Origin of the sequence: Halomicronema sp. CCY15110 (assembly GCF_016888165.1) — a bacterium.
Lineage (GTDB): Bacteria > Cyanobacteriota > Cyanobacteriia > Phormidesmidales > Phormidesmidaceae > Halomicronema.
The window spans coordinates 1-21,189 of the sequence record NZ_JACSWC010000429.1 but is presented as its reverse complement, the minus strand read 5'-3'; the positions used below and the strand labels follow the sequence as shown (position 1 = coordinate 21,189).

Annotated in this window: 10 protein-coding genes; 5 read left to right on the top strand and 5 right to left on the bottom strand. The window is 56.4% G+C overall.

Going from position 1 to position 21,189, the window contains the following annotated elements; genetic code table 11:
* Positions 1 to 329 precede the first annotated feature (329 nt).
* Both JUK32_RS24250 and JUK32_RS24245 read left to right on the top strand, forming a co-directional pair.
* The gene (locus JUK32_RS24250) at positions 330 to 8,072 is read left to right on the top strand and encodes a hypothetical protein (RefSeq protein WP_204141454.1); all 7,743 of its coding nucleotides are present in this window, start codon (positions 330 to 332) and stop codon (positions 8,070 to 8,072) included.
* Between the two features lie 78 nt (positions 8,073 to 8,150).
* Complete coding sequence (locus tag JUK32_RS24245; protein WP_204141453.1) at positions 8,151 to 8,663, top strand: isoprenylcysteine carboxylmethyltransferase family protein; 513 nt, start codon at positions 8,151 to 8,153, stop codon at positions 8,661 to 8,663.
* Between the two features lie 143 nt (positions 8,664 to 8,806).
* Here the strand turns inward: JUK32_RS24245 and JUK32_RS24240 are convergent, their stop codons facing one another.
* Positions 8,807 to 10,882 (bottom strand): prolyl oligopeptidase family protein, encoded by a 2,076-nt coding sequence (locus JUK32_RS24240; protein WP_204141452.1) that lies wholly within the window; start codon positions 10,880 to 10,882, stop codon positions 8,807 to 8,809.
* An 81-nt stretch (positions 10,883 to 10,963) separates the two neighbouring features.
* On the bottom strand, positions 10,964 to 12,259 hold the full coding sequence (locus tag JUK32_RS24235) for a hypothetical protein (protein ID WP_204141451.1): 1,296 nt from the start codon (positions 12,257 to 12,259) through the stop codon (positions 10,964 to 10,966).
* A 326-nt stretch (positions 12,260 to 12,585) separates the two neighbouring features.
* Here JUK32_RS24235 and JUK32_RS24230 point away from each other — a divergent pair, with 326 nt between their 5' ends.
* On the top strand, positions 12,586 to 13,077 hold the full coding sequence (locus tag JUK32_RS24230; protein ID WP_204141450.1) for a DUF1269 domain-containing protein: 492 nt from the start codon (positions 12,586 to 12,588) through the stop codon (positions 13,075 to 13,077).
* A gap of 518 nt (positions 13,078 to 13,595) precedes the next feature.
* Positions 13,596 to 14,669, top strand: a complete 1,074-nt coding sequence (locus JUK32_RS24225) for an outer membrane protein (RefSeq protein WP_204141449.1) — start codon at positions 13,596 to 13,598, stop codon at positions 14,667 to 14,669.
* 76 nt (positions 14,670 to 14,745) lie between these two features.
* Here the strand turns inward: JUK32_RS24225 and JUK32_RS24220 are convergent, their stop codons facing one another.
* The gene (locus tag JUK32_RS24220; RefSeq protein WP_309224619.1) at positions 14,746 to 17,283 is read right to left on the bottom strand and encodes a sigma 54-interacting transcriptional regulator; all 2,538 of its coding nucleotides are present in this window, start codon (positions 17,281 to 17,283) and stop codon (positions 14,746 to 14,748) included.
* Positions 17,284 to 17,647: 364 nt separating this feature from the next.
* Between JUK32_RS24220 and psb34 the strand changes: the two genes are divergently transcribed.
* Positions 17,648 to 17,818 (top strand): photosystem II assembly protein Psb34, encoded by a 171-nt coding sequence (psb34, locus tag JUK32_RS24215; protein WP_204141447.1) that lies wholly within the window; start codon positions 17,648 to 17,650, stop codon positions 17,816 to 17,818.
* Positions 17,819 to 17,965: 147 nt separating this feature from the next.
* Here psb34 and JUK32_RS24210 read toward each other — a convergent pair whose 3' ends face one another.
* A complete protein-coding gene (locus JUK32_RS24210; protein WP_204141446.1) occupies positions 17,966 to 18,724 on the bottom strand; it encodes a lysozyme in 759 nt (252 codons plus the stop codon).
* Between the two features lie 428 nt (positions 18,725 to 19,152).
* Positions 19,153 to 20,292: a CAP domain-containing protein gene (locus JUK32_RS24205; RefSeq protein WP_204141445.1), complete on the bottom strand. Its 1,140-nt coding sequence runs from the start codon at positions 20,290 to 20,292 to the stop codon at positions 19,153 to 19,155.
* Positions 20,293 to 21,189: the final 897 nt, after the last annotated feature.

Genomic DNA, 21,189 nt, shown 5'->3' with positions numbered 1-21,189 from the left:
TTAACTGATGCGTTGCGACCTCCGGGATCCATCAGGGGCGGATGTCAGGCTGGTGATGAATCGCCCTAGCGCAGACTTCTATGGGGCCATTACGAAGAATTCATTGCTGAGCCATAACAATTCCTCACAGATTCCGGCTGACTGTCCTACACTTTGGGCAAACTAGCCTGGGTTTTGAAAGGAAAACTCGTGTCATGAGTATGCTAGTGAGCAATTGCTGGATCTGCTGGTGGCCTAACTCAAGCCAGCGGCATCCGGCCAGCCTGCAATCCAGGCCTGCGCCCGATAGTTTGGGGGCAGTTGAGTCAGTCGGTTTTTAGGAGTTCGCGGTGACTTCGCAACAAGGGCAACTACAAGCACTGATTACTGAAATTGAAGCGTTGCTGGGGCGAGCAGCGCCCAAGTTGCCTTGGATGGGATCGGGTGGAGTCAGTGAGCAGCGGCGCGTCATGGGACAGGCGCTGGACTATCTGAAAGAATTACAGTCCACTCCAGGGGATGCGGGGTGGGGGTTGGTGGCTAGCCAGGGAGCGGCGATCGCTCCCACATCAGCCACCCCAGAGACTGCGACTGGGGCCACCGCCGAGAGTCAGCAAGTATTGCAGGCCCTCTTGCAAGAAATGCAGTATTTGCGGGCGCAAATGGTGCAACCGCTGACGAGTGAAGTGATTGCGCTACAGCAGCAACGCGAAACGCTCAAAAATGAAGTACGGCAGCTAGAGCAAGAACGCTTACAGCGAGCGGCGGCAGCCCAGCAACCCAGTCCTGAATGGGTGAATGAAGTCGTTACCCAGTTGCGATCGTCCCTCATTGCCGACTTGACCCCGAAGCTACAAGCTCTGCCCAGCGCTCCCCCGGATGAGCTGGCGCTATTAGCCTTTTCGCCGGAGCAAAATCGACTCGCCGGGACGGAGTCGCTGCCCCAACTCAGCCCACAGCAGCGCCTAGAGCAATTGCGCCAAATTCAATCACAAACCGATGGGATGTTGCTGAAGCTTGATGGCAACCTGCGAGCCGTGTTTGAGTCTCTGGATCAAAGCATCCAAAGCTATTGCGACACGCTGAACCAGGGCTTAGGGGCCATGCATGGGTTAGGCCAACAAGGGGAATTCATTTTTCGGACATTTATCAACCATCTGGCCGAACAGCTCCAAGCGGAAGGCAGCGCCCTGGCGGAGCAGCTCGCGAGTCAGCAAGAATTGGCGCGGCTCCAGGGAGACATCGACGACTCGATGGATGACGGGGATGACTCAGCGATCGACGCCCAGGATGACTTGATGGATGCGGTCGTTGATTTTGATGATGTTGAATTAGACGATTTGAGCGAGTTTGAGGGGGATGATGACTTCCCGCTGGAGGAAGAAGTCACGTTGTTTCAACTCGATGAAGAATTTGAAGACTGGTCAGATGCAGAGGAGGATGCAGCCTGGTCTGAACTCGCGAGCGATCGCGAGGACCAAACCATCATGCAGACCGAGCCCATTGCTTGGGAAGTCGCCACCGGACAAGCTGATGATGACGCTGAAGCCGAGACGGCCACCGACGGTGAGCCCACCGTGGCATATACCGAAGAAATCGATGCGCTGTATGACAATTTATTTGGGGTCGTCGCAGCGCCTGATGCCGTAGCCCCCGATTCGACAACGCCGGTGGCTCCCAGTGATGCGGTGGAGGCGACGGTCGATGAGCAGCTGCGGCTGGCCGATACGTCAGCGGTGGACGACAGTGCCCCTGAGGCGGCGATCGCTGAGCCCGCCACCTCTGACACGGAGCCGCCCTTGTCCGCAGCGAACGACACCTCTTTAGATCTGGATTTCCTGTTGGAAGCAGCTGAGCCCGTTGCCGACACCGATATGACGGCAACTCCCCCGGATGAGCCGCCCTTAGAAGCATTGCTAGGTTCGGAAATGGCCGCTGAGCTGTCGCCAGGTGAAACGGCTGGCACGTCTCTCAGCGACACGATCACGTCTCTGACGGAACTGTTGCCGGAGTCGGAGCAGCAGCGGCAGCCGGATCCCTTTGCCACTTTTGAAGAAACTGCTGATACCTTCATCCCAGCTTCCCCCGATGAAAACCTGCTGGACACAGAACGGGAAGTTGCCCGACCGCAGGTGGATCTCAACCTGGACGATGACACCTTTGGGATGTTGTCCACCGACTTGTCGCGGTTAGAGGGAAGTACCCCGGACGAAACCCTGGCAGCCGCGCAGTTAAGTGAATCCCTAGAACTCGATGACGCGCCTCAAGACGCCATCGTTCCAGAGTTTTCGGAACTAGAGCCGGACGCCCTCGATGCCTCGGCAACCGCCCCCACGAGCGAGTCCGCGTCGGCTGCGAGCCATGCCGCCGCCGCTGATTCCTTTGACTTCACAGCATTAGAGATGGACGAGACGGTGTCAGCCGCCGCCGATCAGCTGGAAGCAGCAGAAGAGGAGCTCTTTGCCGAGTTATTTGACGAGGCTAGCGACGAACCCGCCGCGCCCCCCGCCGCACCTGAGAATGCCGCTCCGCCATCCACCGATATGCAGAGCGACTTCGAGGATGGAGATGAGGCATGGGCGGGCGATCGCGATTCGGAAGTGATGACGACCGCTGAAGACCAGCTGTTGCTGGAGGCGGACGACTCCCCCACAGAATCGGCGGAGGAATCAGCGGATTTCAATCTTGATGCTGACCTGGAACTGACGGCATTATTTGGCGAAACGGATGCCACCGACGAGCTCGACGATCGCGCATTGACCGCTGAGCTGCTCCCGGAGGCCGCTGAGCCCTCCCCTGACGCCGAAAAACCGAGTGACGCCGCTGTCGTTCCCCCTGCGGATAGTGCTGACGTGGGTGATGAGAGCACCGCTGACGACAACCCGCTGTTATTTGAGTTGGAAAGCGCCAGTGAGGCTGCGGAGAATGACGGCGAAGATGACATCCTGCCGCGACTTGATTTAGATGAGTTGGAACTGTTTGACGAGCCGCCCCTGGGGTCGGGGAGCCAGAGCGATCGCCCCCAAGCACCCGAAGCCTCAGACAGCCTGCTGGACTTCCCAGACAATCCAGCGACGGACTCAGACACCCCCGATGCAGAGGCTTCATTAGAGGATTTTTTTAACAGCGATGCCCCTAGCAGCACTGCCTCGCCAGCGGTGACAGAGCCGCCAGCCACCGCTGAGTCCTGGTCTCTCGACAGTTTTTTTGATGAGCTCGCCGCCCCGCCCGCAGTTGACGACATCAGTTCGGGGCTGGGGGACGATGCTTCCCAGAAGGATACAGGCAACTCATCCGACATCGCGGATGTGTCCGAATCGCCAGAGTCGGCAGTCACAATGTCCACGTTGTTCGAAGCCGCTGCGGACAGTAGCGACGCTGACCTGACCCTCGAAAGTGCGTTTGATGACGCGGAAGCAGCAGACGATCTAGCGCCCGACTTGACTCTGGAGGATGCCTTTGGGGAGGCCAAAGAGGTGAGCGATCGCGCCCCCGACTTCACGCTTGACGACGCTTTTGGCGATGCCGAAGCTCCCGAAGTTGCTTCCCCTGGCTTCACGCTCGATGACGCTTTTGGTGATGTTGAAGGATCCAGCGATCGCGACCCTGGCTTCACACTTGACGACGCTTTTGGCAAGGCTGAAGAACCCGAAGCTTCTTCCCCTGGCTTCACCCTGGAGGATGCCTTTGGGGAAGCCGAAGAACCCGAAGCTTCTTCCCCTGGCTTCACTCTGGAGGATGCTTTTGGTGATGTTGAAGATCCCGAAGCTTCTTCCCCTGGCTTCACTCTGGAGGATGCTTTTGGTGATGTTGAAGATCCCGAAGTTGCTTCCCCTGGTTTCACTCTGGAGGATGCTTTTGGTGAGGCCGACGAGTCAGTTGACGACGGGCCAAGCCTGACTTTGGGGGATGTCTTTGGGGATACGGGAGATCGCAGTGATGCCCGCAAAGACGACCCTGGGTTGACGCTGGAGAGTGCCTTTGGCGAAGCTGACGAGGTCGCGGCCGCGCCGGATAGTGCCGCTGACTTCAGCTTAGAGAACGCCTTTGGTGAGGTTGCCCCAGCGGCACCTGCCGAGGCAACTACTGACAATGCCACCCTGGACGATTTTGCCGCCGCCGTATCGAGCTCGCCATTGGAGCCCTCACCCGCGCCCAATTTAATTCCCGACGAGCCCCGCACATCCTCAGAGCCAGTGCCGCCCATAACAGACCCGTTCCTGACCGTGGATGACATTGGCCTTGACCTGGGAGTGGTGGATGCAAACGATGATGAAATCTCGCCAGAGTTAACCCTAGAGGCCGACCTCTTTGGCGGGGAAGACGAAACTGCGACTAAGCCTGAGGGGGCCGCGATCGCCCCGGATCAGCTGGTTGATGAGCTAGAGCTGGGGGATGTGCCTGACGACATCGCCCCCATCGCCGATGACGTTTCCCTGGAAACTTGGGGCACCGCCCTGGACGACGTTCCCAGCGGCCCGCCCGCAGGGGACGATCGCTTGGACTTTGGGAGCCTGGGCGGAGACTTGGCCGCTGATTCCGAATTCGATGTGCCCGCCACCAAACCTGAGGAGCCAGAGACCGCATCCGTAGAAGATTTATTTGCCGACTCGCCTGACTTGGGCGGGCCGCCGCTGGATGAGCCCAGCGATCGCCTGCCGGATGCCCCCGTTGATGACGCGGCTTCCCTTGGGGCCAAAGCGTCCACTGTGGCACCGGAATTGCCGACCTCAGCCGCAGACCGATTTGCCGAACTCTCCGACCCCGACTCGCCCTCGGTGCCACCGGGAGCCGAGGATACGGCCCCCATGCTTGACTCGCCACCGCCAGAGACCGGGGCGGCAGCGACGCCGGAACCAACCCCATCGGAGTTAGCGATCGCAACCACGGCGGACGACGGTCTACAAATTGTTTCCGACGCGCCCAGTGAGGCGCTCAGGCAAGCGCTAGCCACCCTGCCAGAGCTGGAGAGCGCTACCGGTCAGCCCCTCGTTCCGCCTGATTCCCCCCGACCTGAGCCCGAGAGCACGGTCAGCGGCTCCATTACCGATGGCTATCAGCTCAGCTTTGCCGCAGCTCCGTCTGACGCAGCGATCGATCGCGCCTTGATCGATGCGCCAGAAACGACTGTGGCAGCGTTTACTGACGATGCTGACGATGCGCCTGACTCGAGTCAACTACAACGCGAATATGGTCGGCGACTGACCTCGTGGCAAGGCATGGTGGCAGCGACGTCGCTGCCCTTTTCCACCGGGGCGGATCTCTCAAATCTGACGATTCCTGACCCCGATGCCCCCGTGTCGCCCGCCCGCGCTGCGGCCTCTGGAGCGCCGACAAGTCCGGCGGCAAGACCCACCGAGTCCGCCTTGTCATTGACGGGATCCGTCGAAGAGGGGTTTGCGATCGTCGGGCCGGATGCGCCCTCCCTGGCGGCACTGCTCTGGCCCACATTGGCGGCGGACAGCGACCCTGAGACGGGACCGGAGGCCGAAACGATAGACTTAGCCCGCTCCGGCTCCGAGACTGGGGATGGCCCTGAGGCATCGGCTCCCCTAACGGATGACGAACTGGCGACCCTGTTTCCCCCCGAGGCGAGCGCCATCGATGTCGCCAGTGCTGCCGATCTGGATGCCCCGGATTTGTCAGAACCATCCGTCGCCGATGAGGGCGGTTTGCCCGCTGATGAGCCCACGGCTGCCGATTTAGCGGCCCCCAGCAACGACGCCACCCGAGAGGACGCCCTATCGGCCCCGGAATCATCCAGGCCGGAATTGCCCATGACTGAGGAACCGGATGACGTCGCCGCCGATCGCCCCCCGACCGCACCCGATGCGGCGACGGCCGAGGCCGGGGCAACCAATCAGGATGACCGAGAACTCAGCCAGACCCTAGAATCTCTAGACCTCTCGATGGAAGAGATTCCCGAGGAAGATATTGCCACCGATGCGGCGTTTCAGTTCGCCTTTGACGATGCCATGTCAGCGGGCGATCGCTCCGAGGCGGACGACGAGTTTTTATCGGCGGCGGCGATCGCTGATCTCGACGCCCTCACCACTGATCAAGAAATCCTGCCGACTGCTCGGGAAACGGCCCCCGCAGCGCCCTCGATTGAGCCTCAAGAGGCAGAACCCACAGCCACGCCTGCCCCCCCTGCCGTTCCCCCGACTGAAGACCCCGTGTTTGCCTCTTCAGGTCGGCTAGCCACTCTGGGCGACGAGCCTGAGGCAACCCTGCCAGATGACGACGACGAGCCCGACGAAGAATGGTTTCTCGGCATTGACCTGGGCACCAGTGGCTTGTCCGCCGTGCTGATGGAGCATCACAGCGGCTCGGCGCATCCCCTTTGTTGGGTCCCCGCCAACGCATCCGCCGATACGGTCGCCACCTTCCGCATCCCGACGGTAGCCACGCTGCCGACCGCCGCCCTGGCTGGCGATGCCCCGTTCGAGTTGCTGTCCGTGGGGCCAGCCGCCGCGACGCCAGCGGCCACGGCCTCAGACCAGCGGCTTTTGCATACCTTGCGACCCTTGTTGCGGGCAGGCATTCCCCACCACGACAGCGCTGGCCTGGCGATCCCTCGGGTGCAATGGTCAGACGCCGAAACGCTCCCCCTCCAGCAGGTGGTGTCTACAGTCACGGCCCTGTTAGAGTTGGTCAGCCATCCCGAGAGTGCAGAGCTACAGCTCACCGCGATCGGGCTGGAACCGGAAACCCTCGCTGGCGTCTTGGCTAACTTGCAGGGCGTCGTGATGGGCTTGCCGACCCATTGGTCGGACACCTATTGTTTCAACCTGCGAGAGGCCGTCCTCGCTGCGGGCCTCGTTGAGGCGGCTGGTCAGGTCTTTTTTGTGGAAGAAGCGATCGCGGCCCTGCTCTCCGGGTTGCCTGACCCAAGCGAACCCGCCCCCACCGCCAATCGATCCGCCCAAGCCCTGTATCAATGTCACTGGCAAGGCGGCACCGTCATGATTGGCAGTGGCGCAGCCTGCACCGAGGTGGGCATTGTCGATTTGCCCCAACCACTCGATACCGTCAGTCGCGAAGACTTTAAGTTACGCAATTTGGCCTACGGGGGCGATGCCTTAGATCTGGACATTATTTGTCAGTTATTACTGCCGTCAGAGCGCCGTCAAACGCTGAATGCTGGCAGTCGGCGATCGCCCAATCGGGGCTGGGGCTGGCAGGCCGCCTTGCCCGAGGTCGCCAATGCGAAGTGGGCCGACTTGCAACTCGACGGCATTGACCTGCCCCGTTTGGCAGAACCTGATGCGGGACTCCGGCAACGGTTGCGCCAGCACCTCGAATCGTCTCCCCTGGGGCAGAGCTTGCTGGAAGCCGCCCGTTATCTGAAATTGATTTTGCAACATCAAAATCAATACCAACTAGAACTGGCAGATCAGTCTTGGCGAGTGCTGCGACGTGACCTGGAAAGTCGGGTACTGGTGCCCTACATTCAGCGCATCAACCAACAGATGAATGCGCTGCTGAGCCAAACGGGGCTCGCCTCCCAGGGCATCAATCAGGTGATCTGCACTGGGGGCAACGCTTCTTTTGGCACGATTGCCAAGTGGCTGCGGCAAAAGTTTCCCAACGCCACGATCATTCAAGATACCTATCCCAGCAATCGGCCCCAAACCTGTAGCCGGGTCGCCTATGGCTTGGTCAATTTGTGCCGCTATCCGCAGATTTTGGATGTGCCCCGGCACCAATACAGCGATTACTTTTTGCTGCATGAGATGATGCGGGTCATTCCCGATGCGCCGCTGCCGTTGGATGGCATTTTGCACCTGCTCGAAGCCCAAGGCCTCAACGTCTCGGCTTGCCAGTCGCGCATTGTCGCGATTCTGGAAGGGCATTTGCCCCCCGGCCTGTTGCCCGATCTGGCGACTCGCGAATTGCTGAGCCGCGATACCCGGACGAATCGCACCTATCAAGACCTCGCGGCGGGGAGTCTCTTTACTCAGCAAACCCGCAATATTTATATGGTGAATGCCGCCCAGCGAGATCGCCTTCGCGAGCACCTAACCCGGCTCATGCAAGACAAACAGCAATCGTTGGCTGAACCCCTGATTGCGCAATTGGTCGCCGTTTGATCGCCCGTTTAACGGAGTGAATGTGCGAGCATTTAGCCAGGTGTAATCAGCCAGCAGCTTGGTACGGAGGATATCAGCATGGGCAAGTTTTCGGATTGGGGCTTTTCGAAAGACAGCTGGAAGGGCACCCATGGCGAATATTGGGTGCTCGCCCAGGGACTCATTTTGGGGGGCTTTGCGCTCCTGCCAGCGTGGCATCCTGCCGCGTGGGATCGTTGGCCCGTGGCAATCACCTATGGGCGGGCAGCGATCGCCCTTGCCTGTGCCCTCTTCGCCGCCATCTTGCTGGGTAAAGGGCTCCTCGACTTGGGCGCAAACCTGACGCCACTGCCCTACCCTCGGGAAGATAGCAGCCTGGTGCAAACCGGCGTTTACGGCTGGGTGCGACACTGCCTCTACAGCGGCCTGATTTTTGGCACCGCCGCCTACAGCCTGTGGACTTTGAGCCTGCCCCATGTGGCCGCAACCGCCCTGCTCTTCGTCGTGCTCGACCTCAAAGCCCGCCAAGAAGAAGCCTGGCTCAGGGAGCGCTTTCCCGACTATGCCGACTACCAACAGCGGGTCAGCAAGTTCATTCCCTGGCTGTATTAACGCGCTGACACAGGGGACGGGTCCCTTGGTCTAATCTTTAATGTATTGGTTGAGCCAACAGGGACCCGTCCCCTTCTGGAAGAGACCCGTCTCCTCCGAAAAAACGACCAGGACGTGGGAGTGGAAAAGCCGTGCCACACATCTTAAAAAGTTGGCTCGACACCCAGTTCATGGAACATAAAGGCATAGGTGTCCGCCGTTTCTTCGATGCCCTTGGTAAGGCTGCTGGCCCCGTGACCCGATTTCACCCCGATGCGGATCAGGGTTGGATTCGTGCCGCTGTGGCGCGCTTGCAAGGTTGCCGCATATTTAAAGGAATGGGCGGGCACCACGCGATCGTCGTGGTCGGCGGTGACGATCAGCGTGGCGGGATAGGGGACATCATCGCGAATGTTGTGCAGCGGGGAGTAGTCGTAGAGATAGCCAAAATCTGCCTCGTTGTCGCTGTTGCCATATTCGGCGCTCCAGTTCCACCCGATGGTGAATTTGTGGAACCGCAGCATGTCCATCACCCCGACGCCGGGTAGGGCCACGCGAAACAAATCCGGACGCAGATTCATCACCGCGCCCATCAGCAAGCCCCCATTCGATCGCCCCTCGATCGCCAGCTTGTCGGCATTCGTATAGCCCTCGTGAATCAGGTATTCCGCCGCCGCGATGAAGTCCTTGAAAGCCGTCGGGCGCTGGTCACGAATGGCGGCCTCATGCCAGGCGCGACCGTATTCTCCCCCGCCGCGAATGTTGGCGATCGCCACCAGCATCCCCTGTTCCAGCAGCGCGATATGAGAGGCCCGAAACGACGGCACCAGGGAGATATTGAAGCCGCCATAGGCATACAGGTAAGTCGGTGTGTTGCCGCTAAATTCCAGCCCCTTTTGGTGAATCAAAAACATCGGGATTTGGGTGCCGTCCGCGCTGGGATAAAACACCTGGCGGGTTTCGTACTGGCTGGCGTCAAAGGCAATTTCAGGGGCACGAAAAACCGTAGATGCCCCAGTCGCAATGTCATAGCGATAAATCGTCGGGGGCACGGTGTGGGAGGTGAAGACGTAAAACGTAAATTCATCCTCCGGCTCACCGTCAAAGCCGCCCACTGTGCCCAGTCCCGGCAGCTCCATCTCGCTTTCTAGAGTGCCGTCAGGAGCGTAGACGTAGACTCGCGAGGTAACGTCTTTGAGATAGGTGGCGAAGAGCTTGCCGCCGACCAAGCTAACGCTGCGCAACGGTTCTGGCTGCTCAGGGATGATAGTTTGCCAGTTTTCCTCAGCGGGATTCTGGGGATCCACCAGCATGAGTTTGCGGTTGGGGGCGTCTTGGTTAGTAGTCATCAAGAGGCGATCGCCCCAATTATCCACAATGCTGTAGCTGGCGTCGGTAATGGTTTCGATCAACGGGGAAAACTCCGTCTCGCCAGCCGCCAAATCCTTGATGTACAGGGCATTACCCAACTTGGCCTGACCGCGATCGCTGATGGACAGAATCAAAAATCGCTCATCTTCCGTCGCCCCCACAAAATGAAAGCGCAGGGGATTTTCCGCATCTTCGTAAACTAGCTCATCCGCTGACTGGGCGGTGCCGAGACGGTGATAGTAAACCTTGTGAAACTCGTTGCGCGACGACAATTCTGAGCCATCCGTGGGCGCATCGTACCGACCATAAAAGAAGCCATCCCCACACCAGGTCGGATATGACACCTTCACCCAGTCCAGAATTTCGGGCAAGGGCTCCCCCGTCTCCACATTCAAAATGCGGTATTTTTGCCAATCCGAACTGCCCTCCGACAGGCCATACACCGCATACTTGCCATCCTTCGAGGGATTAAACGCACTCAGGGTTGTGGTTTGGTCGGCAGACCACGTGTTGGGATCCAGCAGTAACCGGGGCTCGCCTGCCAGCCCATCCTGCACATAAACCACGCTCTGCTCTTGCAACCCATCATTTTTGAAGAAAAAGAAGCGATCGCCGCGCTTCTCCGGGGCCGAGTAACGCGGATAATCCATGATTTTAAGCAACCGCTCTTTGATCGCACTGCGATAGGGAATCTGTTCCAGATAGCCAAAGGTCACTTCGTTTTGCGCCTGCACCCAGGCCGCCGTTTCGTCAGAGCGATCGTCCTCTAGCCAGCGATAGGGGTCGGGTACTGCCGTGCCAAAGTACGTGTCTACCTGGTCTACGGTGGCGGTTTGAGGATAGTTCAGCTTCGCAGTAGCGTCAGACATGGGCTCTCTCTTGAGTGGGGCGATCGCTTTTCATTGTGCCGAATAATCTGGAGGCTGAAGTGATCTAAATCCGTGGCTGACTTAAGTATTCATCCGTTCGTAGATCGCTGAGGTAGCGGGCGAGTAGCGGGTCAGGAAGTTAAAGATCCAGAACTTGATACAGGCATCGATGATGACCGGCACAGTGGCAATAAACCCGTTGATGAAAAACATATTTTCTGGGATACCGAGGTGCTGGGACGTGGCTACTAAAATGACTTCCCAGCCTTCCGCCGAGTGGAAACCAACAAAAATATCGGTAATCAAAATGAAGAGAAATACCTTGACCGGATCTCGCAAGTTGAGAAAACTGCGATTGGCAACGGTGCGGATCAACGCCACTTGACGTCTGCCAATGAGCAATAGCACCACTACCGAGAGGAAGGCCATCAAGTCGGCGAGCAAGTTTTTTAACCCGTTGAGCTCTGCTTCACGGGCCTCGCGCCAGAGATCAAAGGTTGCTTCTTGCAAATATTCGGTGCGCTGCGCATCGTCCATGCCGTCGTGGTAGCCGAGCAGCGTGGCGACCTCCAGCTTTTCTTTGGCGAAGAGGTAGTCGCGGGCAAATTCATCCTGAATTTCTTCATTGAGTTCAATTTCAGTGGGGTTGCGATCGCTGTACGTTCCCAACAGCGGCTCGAAAATCAGATTTTTAGTCAAAATCTGTACCGATAGCGGAATGATGAGCAACACGGCCAGCCAGCGGACGGCGACCTGGGTTTGTTTGCGCTGCAACCGCAGCGTATCGATAATTTGTTGCTCGTATTCGGCGGTGGCTTCCTTGCTGGCCGATCGCAATCGGGGCAGTAGCTTTTCCCGCTGGCGTTCGCTGTCCATCTCTAACGCGGGCATGTCGAGGGTGCGATCGCGGGCCGCACGCTCCAATGGCCCTTCCGGCGACATCAACGCTTCATCCCCGGCAAAGAAGGCCGTCAAATTCCCCTCGCCACGATATTTAGCAATGACCCCTTCAATAAACTCTAACTTCGCGAGAATTGGCTCATGGGGGGGAGCTGCTGCAGCCACTTCCGAGGTCGAGGTCTGATCGGCAGTCGTGGCTTGGGCGGCGGCTGGGTCTGACGACTCAAACAAAAAGCTGTTGGCCTTGAATTGGGTGAGACTAACGCGGATTTTGAGCAATTGGCGATCGCGCAGGCTACAAGCGTAGTCGACCACCGTTTTGCTTTTGTCGGTACTCGCGCCAATTTTTTGCCCCGCGAACAGCTCCTCTTCCAGCTTTTGGATGGTCAGCGCTCCCTCATAGGCCGTATTGAGCGCTTTTTCCCGCCGCTGAGAAAACCACCTTAAAACTTGAGCTGACGCCTCTCTAAATTCCATAGCTTGCCTTGCCGTGCGATTTGCCGAGCGACCAACACAAAAATGATCTCCTCAAAATATAGGCACTGACGGCGCATCCAGATCACCAACTCAACATCACTGCAATGTTGGCTGAGCCGCCCCCGTCCCCCATTGCCGCCCACCACAGTTTTGGAGAAACGGCAGTCACTCAGACTGACGGCTGAAATTGCGAGGGCGCTTAATTTTTTATGCAGTTCTTAATGTGAACGGGCGAAGATACGGTTTACTGATATGGGCCAAGGCCAGCCGCAGATGGCGGCTCCCAACCAATTCTTTGCACTCAACACGAAAGGATAGCTAAAACGATGTCTGATTTAACGGTTTGGAAATTTTCGAGTCCGACAGGGGCGGAAAGTGTGTTGACCACACTGGCCGATTTGCAAAAGCAACATTTGATCGAAATTAAGGATGCGGCGATCGTTACTTGGGCCACCGGCAAGAAAAAGCCCAAAACTAAACAAGCCCTGCCCCTCACCAGCTTAGGTGCGTTGGATGGCGCATTTTGGGGCATGTTGTTTGGCTTGATTTTCTTCGTCCCTTTGTTTGGTGCCGCAGTGGGGGCCATCACCGGCGCTTTATCCGGTCATTTTCGGGACTATGGCATCAACGATGACTTCATCAAAGAGGTGCGCGACAAAGTCACTGAAGGGACGTCTGCCCTGTTTTTGCTGACTGAAGATGTCACCCTCGATAAGGTGCAAGACGCGGTTAAAGCCCACAACCCTGAACTCATTCAGTCCAACCTAACGAAAGAGCAGGAAACGACTTTGAAGGAGCATTTCAGCGTCGCTGAATAAGTCACTAAACCTCATCCAGATGCAGAAGCGGAGCCGCAACATCGGCTCGAACCTCACCGCCTGCGGCACCTCTCCCTGAGAAGGCTACAGCTTATACACATCTCGATTGCTGACTCAATCGACTGCATCGCCCCCCTTAGTCTCCCCAATTCTGGGGGGAGACCAGAGTTCGAAGTCCCCCAATTTTGGGGGATTTAGGGGGCCAAGTCGTTGAGAACGATAGACCAGGAGCTTGTGTATAAGCGGCAGCCTTGAGAAGGAGAGGTTAGGTGGGGTTTTTGCCAAACACGCAAAACTCCAGTTTTCAAATGCCGAGCCCGGATGGCGAGTTATGAGGGCAGTCGCCTGAAGGCAATCGCCCCAGAAATTCATCCGTCAACGTGGCGATCAGTGGCGATCGTGACGCGGCTCAATCCTTGGTATAAAAGAATCCTGATGGTTCACACTTAAGCTTCATATCGCTGAGCGATTTCAGAGTTAATATTTTAGGCAATTGGAATTTCTAGAATTGTGACTCCATGAAATATTCTCAGTTGTGTTTGTTGCAGCTGGCCACCCTGACTGGGGCAATCGCCCTGGCACCAGTCGCGCAGGCTTCTATGGCAACGCTGATGAAAATTGACGTAGAAGAGTCGGTCAATTCATCCGCACCGACAGAAATAGAGGCGACCAGCGAGCGATCGCCCGGTGTGAATCTTGCCCAGGCTTTGAGCGCCGACGCTCACATCACGAGTGCAGCGGACGCTGCGGTTACTGCCCCATCAGCCCCAACCGCTACGACGCTGATGGATTTAGAGGCGGTGGCCACAACCATCGCGCCGCTGACGGCCACTGCCCCCCAGTCGGTCATCCAACTCGTGGAACCTGGCACTGGTAACGCCTGGTCACCCGCGCAGTCGGCCAGCGCCTTCCGTGGCGAGAGGGAGGCGATCGCCCAGGTTATCCCCACCGCTGAAACCACTACCGGCTGGTACGTTTCGCTCGCGCCCGAGGTCGTCTTTGGCTATGACATTGATACTGATGGCGGCAATGTGGCAGTGCCGGTGATCCCTGCACCGGGTTTGCCCCCGGTCGGCACCACCACCGTACCGCTCGACGCCTCACTGGATACCGATACTGGCTTTGGCTTTGGCGGAGCCGTCGGGTATCGCTTTGACAATGCTCGAGTCGAGTTTGAGGTGGGCTACTACAACAACAACGTCGACAACATCGTTGTCAATGATATTGAGGCCTCGGCCGACGGCGACATCGGCAACTGGAAGTTCTTGATCAATGGTTATTACGACTTCCCGACCGACAGCCGCTTCAGCCCTTATGTCGGCGGGGGCGCAGGACTCGCTATTTTGTCAGCCAATGATGTGTCCGCGTCATTGCCCCCATTTGGAGCTGTCAGCATCGACGACTCTAACTCCAGCTTTATCTTCCAATTCAAAGCGGGAGCGGGTTACGACATCACGGATGAATTGACGGCATTTTTAGGCTATCGGTTGATGGGCATTCCCGGCCAAAGCTTTGAAGTGCTAGGCACCGATTTAGATGCCGATACCCTCTTCATTCACTCGCTGCAATTGGGGGCGCGCTACGAGTTTTAGGGTAACTCTCAACTTCGCCAAAGGCAGGGCTGTTCTGGAGCGTTGAACCAATCCAGAGGAGCGGGTTGCCTCGTACCTACACCATGAGCCGCCACAGCGCTGCCGTCAACGCCAGAGTGGCCAGGTGCTGAGGCAACAGTAACCGCAGGGGATACCGGGCAATTTTTTGAGTCAGCACGATCGCTAACCCCGCCCCTGCCAACAGCGAGGTGCCTTGCAAAAAGGCCACTACTGCGGGATGCGCGACGACCACGGGCAAATTCATCCCTGACAGGCCGATGGTGGCAGCGCTCACGGGCAAGGCTCGCCCCGCTTCGTTCAGAAACAGGTGCAAATAGTGGGCCAGGGTGCCCATTAGCACTAGGGGCAAATAGCCGTAGGCCAGCTCGGTGAACGGTCGCGGTTTGCGGGTGCGAGCCAGTTGGTGAATGAGGTGGAGTCCGCCTTGGGCCGCCAAGGGTAGCAATGCGGGCAGGGTGAGGAGGGCGATCGCGACCCCCGCGTGAATCCAACCGTTGGTCAAATCCACAGTCCATCCCACAGCCGTTAAAAGTTCCGGTAAGCGATGGAGAAAAACCGCATCCAACAGTAGGAACAGCAACGCGACTTCATGGGCGCGGGGCGTGTGGGTGGTCCACAGTTCGATGCCGGGAGGGCGCAGATTAAATTCCACCGAGCGATGGGGACAGGCCTTAAGACAGGTCATGCACAACACACAATCGCGATTTTCCTCCAGTTGTGCCGGATGCGAGTAGATCGGACAACCCCCGGTTTCCTGCCCTTCCCCCTTGGCGGGGCCGCCTTTGTAACACTGATAGGTGGTGCATTCCGCTGAGCAGGTGCCCTGCTGCGCCCGCAGTTCGGTCATCGAGAGCTTGGCGTACAGCCCATTCATGCCGCCGATGGGGCAGAGGTAGCGACACCAAAACCGCCGTTCAAAAATTTGGGAAAACACGATCGCTCCTGCCGTAATCAGCAGCAACAAACAGGACGACAAATACGCCGTGTTCTGCAAATCCCATAGCTCTTCCCACAACAAAATCAAGGCAAAGAGGCCAAAGAGAAACCAGCCGCCCCAACGCTCACCGGCTTCGCGGGGCCAGCGTTTTAACTGGCGAGGCCACAGCTTGAGCGAGAGGGTTTGCAGCAATTCACCGTAAATCATGAACGGGCAAACCGCACACCAGACCCGCCCCAAAAAGGGAAACACGAGCAAGATCACTGGCCACCACCAGACCCAAAACAGACTGAGGGCGATGTTTTGATCGCGGGTTTGGGGGCCGACAAACAACACAATGTTGACCAAGGCAAATACCGACAGGGTGAAGCCGTAGTTGAGGCGATCGGGCCACCACGGACTCCGCAGAAATTGCCTGAGGGCGGGATAGGCATTCAGCAGATTCAGGCGGAACTGTTTCTTTTTGCTCTGGGACGGCCAGAGAATTTCTTCGGTCAAGACGCAATCGGGGGCAACCTGCGACAACGCCCGAGTAACCAAGCTCTCCAGCTCTCGCAGATTGTTGGGAAAGTCATAGGCTTGTAACCGACGAATCGCTTCTGGAGTCACTGAAATCTTCTGTTGCCCCCGGGCACGGCTGATCAAGCTGATGTAGTAATTGACGTAATCTTCGATGTCCGCTTTGCGCACGCGCAGGGGCGGCACTTTGATCTGAGTGTCAACTACTTTGTCTACAGCAGCGATGGGACGCTCGGAAATGAGAATGATGTGGGCGCTACTGGGGCGCTCTGGGGCTGATTCATCGCGATCGCGGCTAATTGGGCGATACGTCTGCTGGGTCAGCAGTTGCGCGATCGCCCCGACCAAACTCTTCGGCAACTCTTCGACGTTGTTAAGAATCAGCGTGCCCTGGCCGAGCGCTTCCAGCAGTCCAGGCTTCCCCCCCACACGGCCAAATAGCTCTGCTCCACTCGCTTGCAGACGGGCGCAATCGACCTTGATGATAGGTTGCCGCCGATAGGCCGACCCGTAATGAATGAGCGCAGCAATATTATCTTTTTCGGTGCCCGGCTCACCAAACACCAGCACCGAACCACAGGCGTCTGGACAGTTTTTGAACGCATCGCGAATTTGCTGCCGGAGCCTCTGGGCATAGCGACTGCGGCCAATCACCCCGCGCCGCGCTTTGGTCACCAAGTAGGGGCGCAAAATGTCCTGACGTTCTTGTTCATAGTTCAGTTGGGAGGCGACTTGTCGTAATTCTGCGGCAATGCGTTGCGAAAACAACTGCATGATTTCGGGATAGTCCGCCTTTAACTGCTGCACCGTCGCCGCTGGCAAGAACCAAAACTGACAGTGACTCAGAGTCAAGATGGTGCTTTCGACGGATTCGCCCAGGAGCAGCGATCGCAGATTTAACACGGCTCCCGGCAAAAAACTCATCGGGCTGCGCACACCGGGCTTATGCTCCAATCGCCCCGCAATCAAGATGTAAAGCCCGTCTGGTGGAGTGTCGGCCATCACCACGGGTTGATGCGGCGGCAGAGAACGGGGCTCAAGATGCTCACTCAGGACCGCTAAGGTGTCAGGACTCAAGACATTGAGAGCAGATCGCTCTTGTAACCAGATCAGGCGATCGTGTGCTGTAGTCGTCACCATGATTTATCCTCATTGCCCTACCCTACAGTCACTAACGTGCAGGTGCTCCTATGATAAGTCTCGTCGATCTCTGGGTTCCGCTAGCGTTACTTGGGTTAATCGTTCTTGCCGCCCTCTACTTTGCGCGGATTTAACGACACATTCAGACCGGATGGCGGCGACTCGCCTTTACCCACGAGTCGCCACTCTCAGCGATACACTTGCCCACCAGAAGCCCACAGCTCGCCCGCTCAATGCAGAGCAGACAGCATATATATTTCTCTATCGAAAGATTTAGAAAACCTGAAAAACGTTAAGAAGTGTGTACTTTTTGTCTGGGTGTCTGCTAAGGTAATGAGAACTGATACGAAGAGGAACTTGTATGCGCTACACCGTTGAAGAAGGTGGTCGGTTGAATAATTTTGCCGTTGAGCCCAAGATGTATGAAGCTGAGCCTCCTAACGCTACTGAAAAGCGCAACTACATCATTCTTGGTGCACTAGCTTTTGGCTTAGTTGCGGGTGTCTTTTCTCTCGCCTTCGTCGTTTCCTAACTAATATTCAAAGTCCAACTAAGTAAAGTAAAAGCCTGTCAGAGCAAGTACTCCGGCAGGCTTTTAAGTTAGGTCACTCGAAAAGTGGAATCAAGCAGCAGGTTTAACGTACCAAGCCGTCGGCATTAGCCGCGATCGCCTACCCAACTACGAAAGAAACAGATCGGCCTCAGCCTTACGCCGCCGCAGGAGTCCCGCTTCCGCCGAAGTGCCAGGATTGCGATACTTGCTGAACTGCTCAGTAATCCAAGCGCGATCTTTCCAACGCTGGGGCGAGTCACACACCGCCGTGATGGACTTGAAGCCATTGCCGCGATAAAACCCAGCCCCCAAGTTATAAGCGAAGCTGTAGATGGCGCTGCGCTGATTGTCATTCATTTGCGACCAAGTCGGAATGCGCTCCATGGCGGCGCGGGTCGACTGCTCGATATGGTCAATCAGGTATTCCTCAGACTGCTCTCGGTTAATGATGTCGCCCTGTTTTACCTTGCGGCCATCGGGATATTTGGTGGTGCCATAGCCAATTGTGGGAACACCCCAGCCATGGATCGGGTCGGCATAGGCCCGTACCCGCCCATCTGGCAACTGTTCGGCATATCCTTCAAATTCTTTGATAATGTCGATCGCCGCGCGGGGAATCTTACCGCTGCTAGTGCTAGCGCTAGCACTAGGGGCAGGTTCCGGCGGTTTAGGCGGCGCGGGTCGAGGAGACGGTTCCGGCCCCGTTAGTGAGACCGTCATCGCACGGGGATAGTCGGTGCGGGTAAACCAAGAGCGCACGGCTGAAATATTCAGCACTTGTTCGTCAGGATTGGTTTTGGAAGGATATTTGGACAGTTTAGAAATCCAATAGCCCCCTTCCATCAGATAAATCGCCTTCGCCGTTTCTTTAATCCAAGTACCCATACCCAATTCTCCGGTAGTAGATGATTTCAAGGTTTCCCCGATGGCCCTCATAGTTTGCCGTTTCACCTGAAAACAGCAAGCATCGCGACTCTACAAATCGCTAAAGAATGAGACTTAAATAAGTTGGGATAGCCGTCTCGGCTGTCTTCAGGCAGGCAAGATGTCTGCCCTAACAATTTGGCTGTTATTTGATCCTCATTCCTAAAGACGGACGCATGTCACCGGGAAACTCCATCCCCAGCCCTGTGCCCAACTGGCGCAGGGGCTATCCACCGCTCGCCCCCTGCTCTCAGGGTTGAGCAATTAACTATACATAAGTTCTGTACCCCTTGCTGTGCGGTCTTGGCCTCACCCGTTTTTGAGCGCGGGTGACTGCCGGGATGAGGGCCAAGATGTGTGTGCGCTGCTGACCTTTGAGATCGACCAAGCTACACCGGACTACGACCTTCCGCAAAGCCTGACTGAATATAATGCTGAGTCGCGGCATTTAAATCTGAGCCAAACGCCGCTTGCAAGTCACCGTAGTTCTGTAAATAAGTCGCGGCGTCAAAGCTCCCGTGGCCCCGTCCTTCGTGGCTACCAAAACTGATGTAGTGGGCGGTGGCCGCTACCAAGTCATAGCCAAACGCCTGAATTAGATCTGGGTTGGAGGCTAAATATCGACTCTCGTTGAATCGATCATGGTTGCGATTTTCAAACTGCCCCATTTGTTGATAGTGAGCGGTGGCCGCGTCCAGGTTGTAGCCAAAAGCATTGATCAAGTCTTGATAGGACGCCAGATATTGCGCAGGATCGAAAATGCCCCCCTGCATGGATCGACCTTCTTGTCGGCCAAATTGCATATAGTGCAAAGTAGCCGCTTGCAGGTCATTGCCAAAGACGCTCAACAAGTCATCGTAAGCAGCCAAATATTGACCTGCATCAAACCGATCGTAGGACCGCCCTTCGGCCTGACCATAAGCGAGGTAATGAGCCTGCAACGCAGCGGCATTCGTGCCAAAGGCGGCCATCAAATCATGATGAGAAGCCCCATAGATGAGGGGATCAAAGTCTAGGGGCAGAGCACCATTGGAGGGACTTTTTGGAGTACTGCCACCGCCATTTACTGGAGTGCCACCGCCATTTGCTGGAGTACCACCGCCACCAGGATTCTCGATGTCACCTCGACCAAACTTCTGAGTCCAATAATGTCTAAATGTGTAGGTTCCTGGGTCATTCGCCATAAAGTAATAGCCGACGCCAATTTCGTTATAGTTGGCATTTTCAATATTGGCCCGGTGACCGCTGCTGTTGAGCCAAGCGGTAAATACCGCCTGGGGAGTTGTCTGGCCCAAGGCAATATTTTCGCCCACGTAGCGGGTTTCATAGCCAAAATCTTCAGCGCGATCGGCCGGACGCTTACCATCCAGATCTTGATGATCAAAAAAGTCTAAGACTGCCATATTACCAGAGTGATATTGAGCAGCTTCTTTTAGATCAATATCGACTGACAGGGCCGACAATCCCATTTGGGTTCGATGTTGATTCGTGAGATTAATGACTTCTAAAACGAACGAATTATTTTCCATGATGAAGTAGCTGCCGGGTTAGCAGTCGGGATTAATTACACAGTTCAGGACTGAAATACCCTGTTTTTCCTAAGATTTGCTTGACTAGGGGGAGTGCCAAGATCGAGAAAATGGTGCTTGGCTTCCAGAGATCAGCGATGGGCTCAACGTTAGGGATTGCCTAACATTGAGAGCACCTAAAATCCCTATCTTGCACCAGACTCTCATAGCCAAAAATCGTCAAAGGCTGGCACTGAGGTAGACGAAGTAGTGCCTTGCCGCCTTCAATGACATGTGAGCCCAACATTGAGAACAGCCCAACATTGAGAACACCTGAAATTCCCTGTTTGTGGTGAAACTCGCGTTGCTAGAGGGGTCGCATCAAGGTAGATGAAGCGATGCTTTGTGACCCTGAGCAAACTGTATAGTCGACTTCGGGCATGAGTGTGGAGCCGGAAATCAAACCGCCCATTGGCTCAGACATCTGCGATCCAAGAATTGGATTCACGGCAATACGTATGTCTCATAATTGAGTAGCAGCGTTACCAGAAAAACAAACTTGGTAGATACTGTAACCACTATGACGACTGAGACTACAGCATGACAATGATAAATATACTTGGGTGGCTAAATTAAGTGTTAACACAGCTACGCAATAACCGTATGGATTACAATAAGCGACATGTTCGCTAAGTCACAAGTCAGTCAGGTTAACCGTTATTAATACTATTTTTGTTCCTGATATCCCTATATTTGCAGATTTTGAACTCCCGTCTCTCTAGTTTTTAGGGAACATTCAAGGCTGCTTTTCCTCGTCAGGTTGCTGTCAAGATACAGCACTGTAAGTAGCTGGGCCGAATTAAACGTCGAATCAGTCGAACCAGTCGCTGATTTCGACTCCGCTCAATCAGCTAGGTT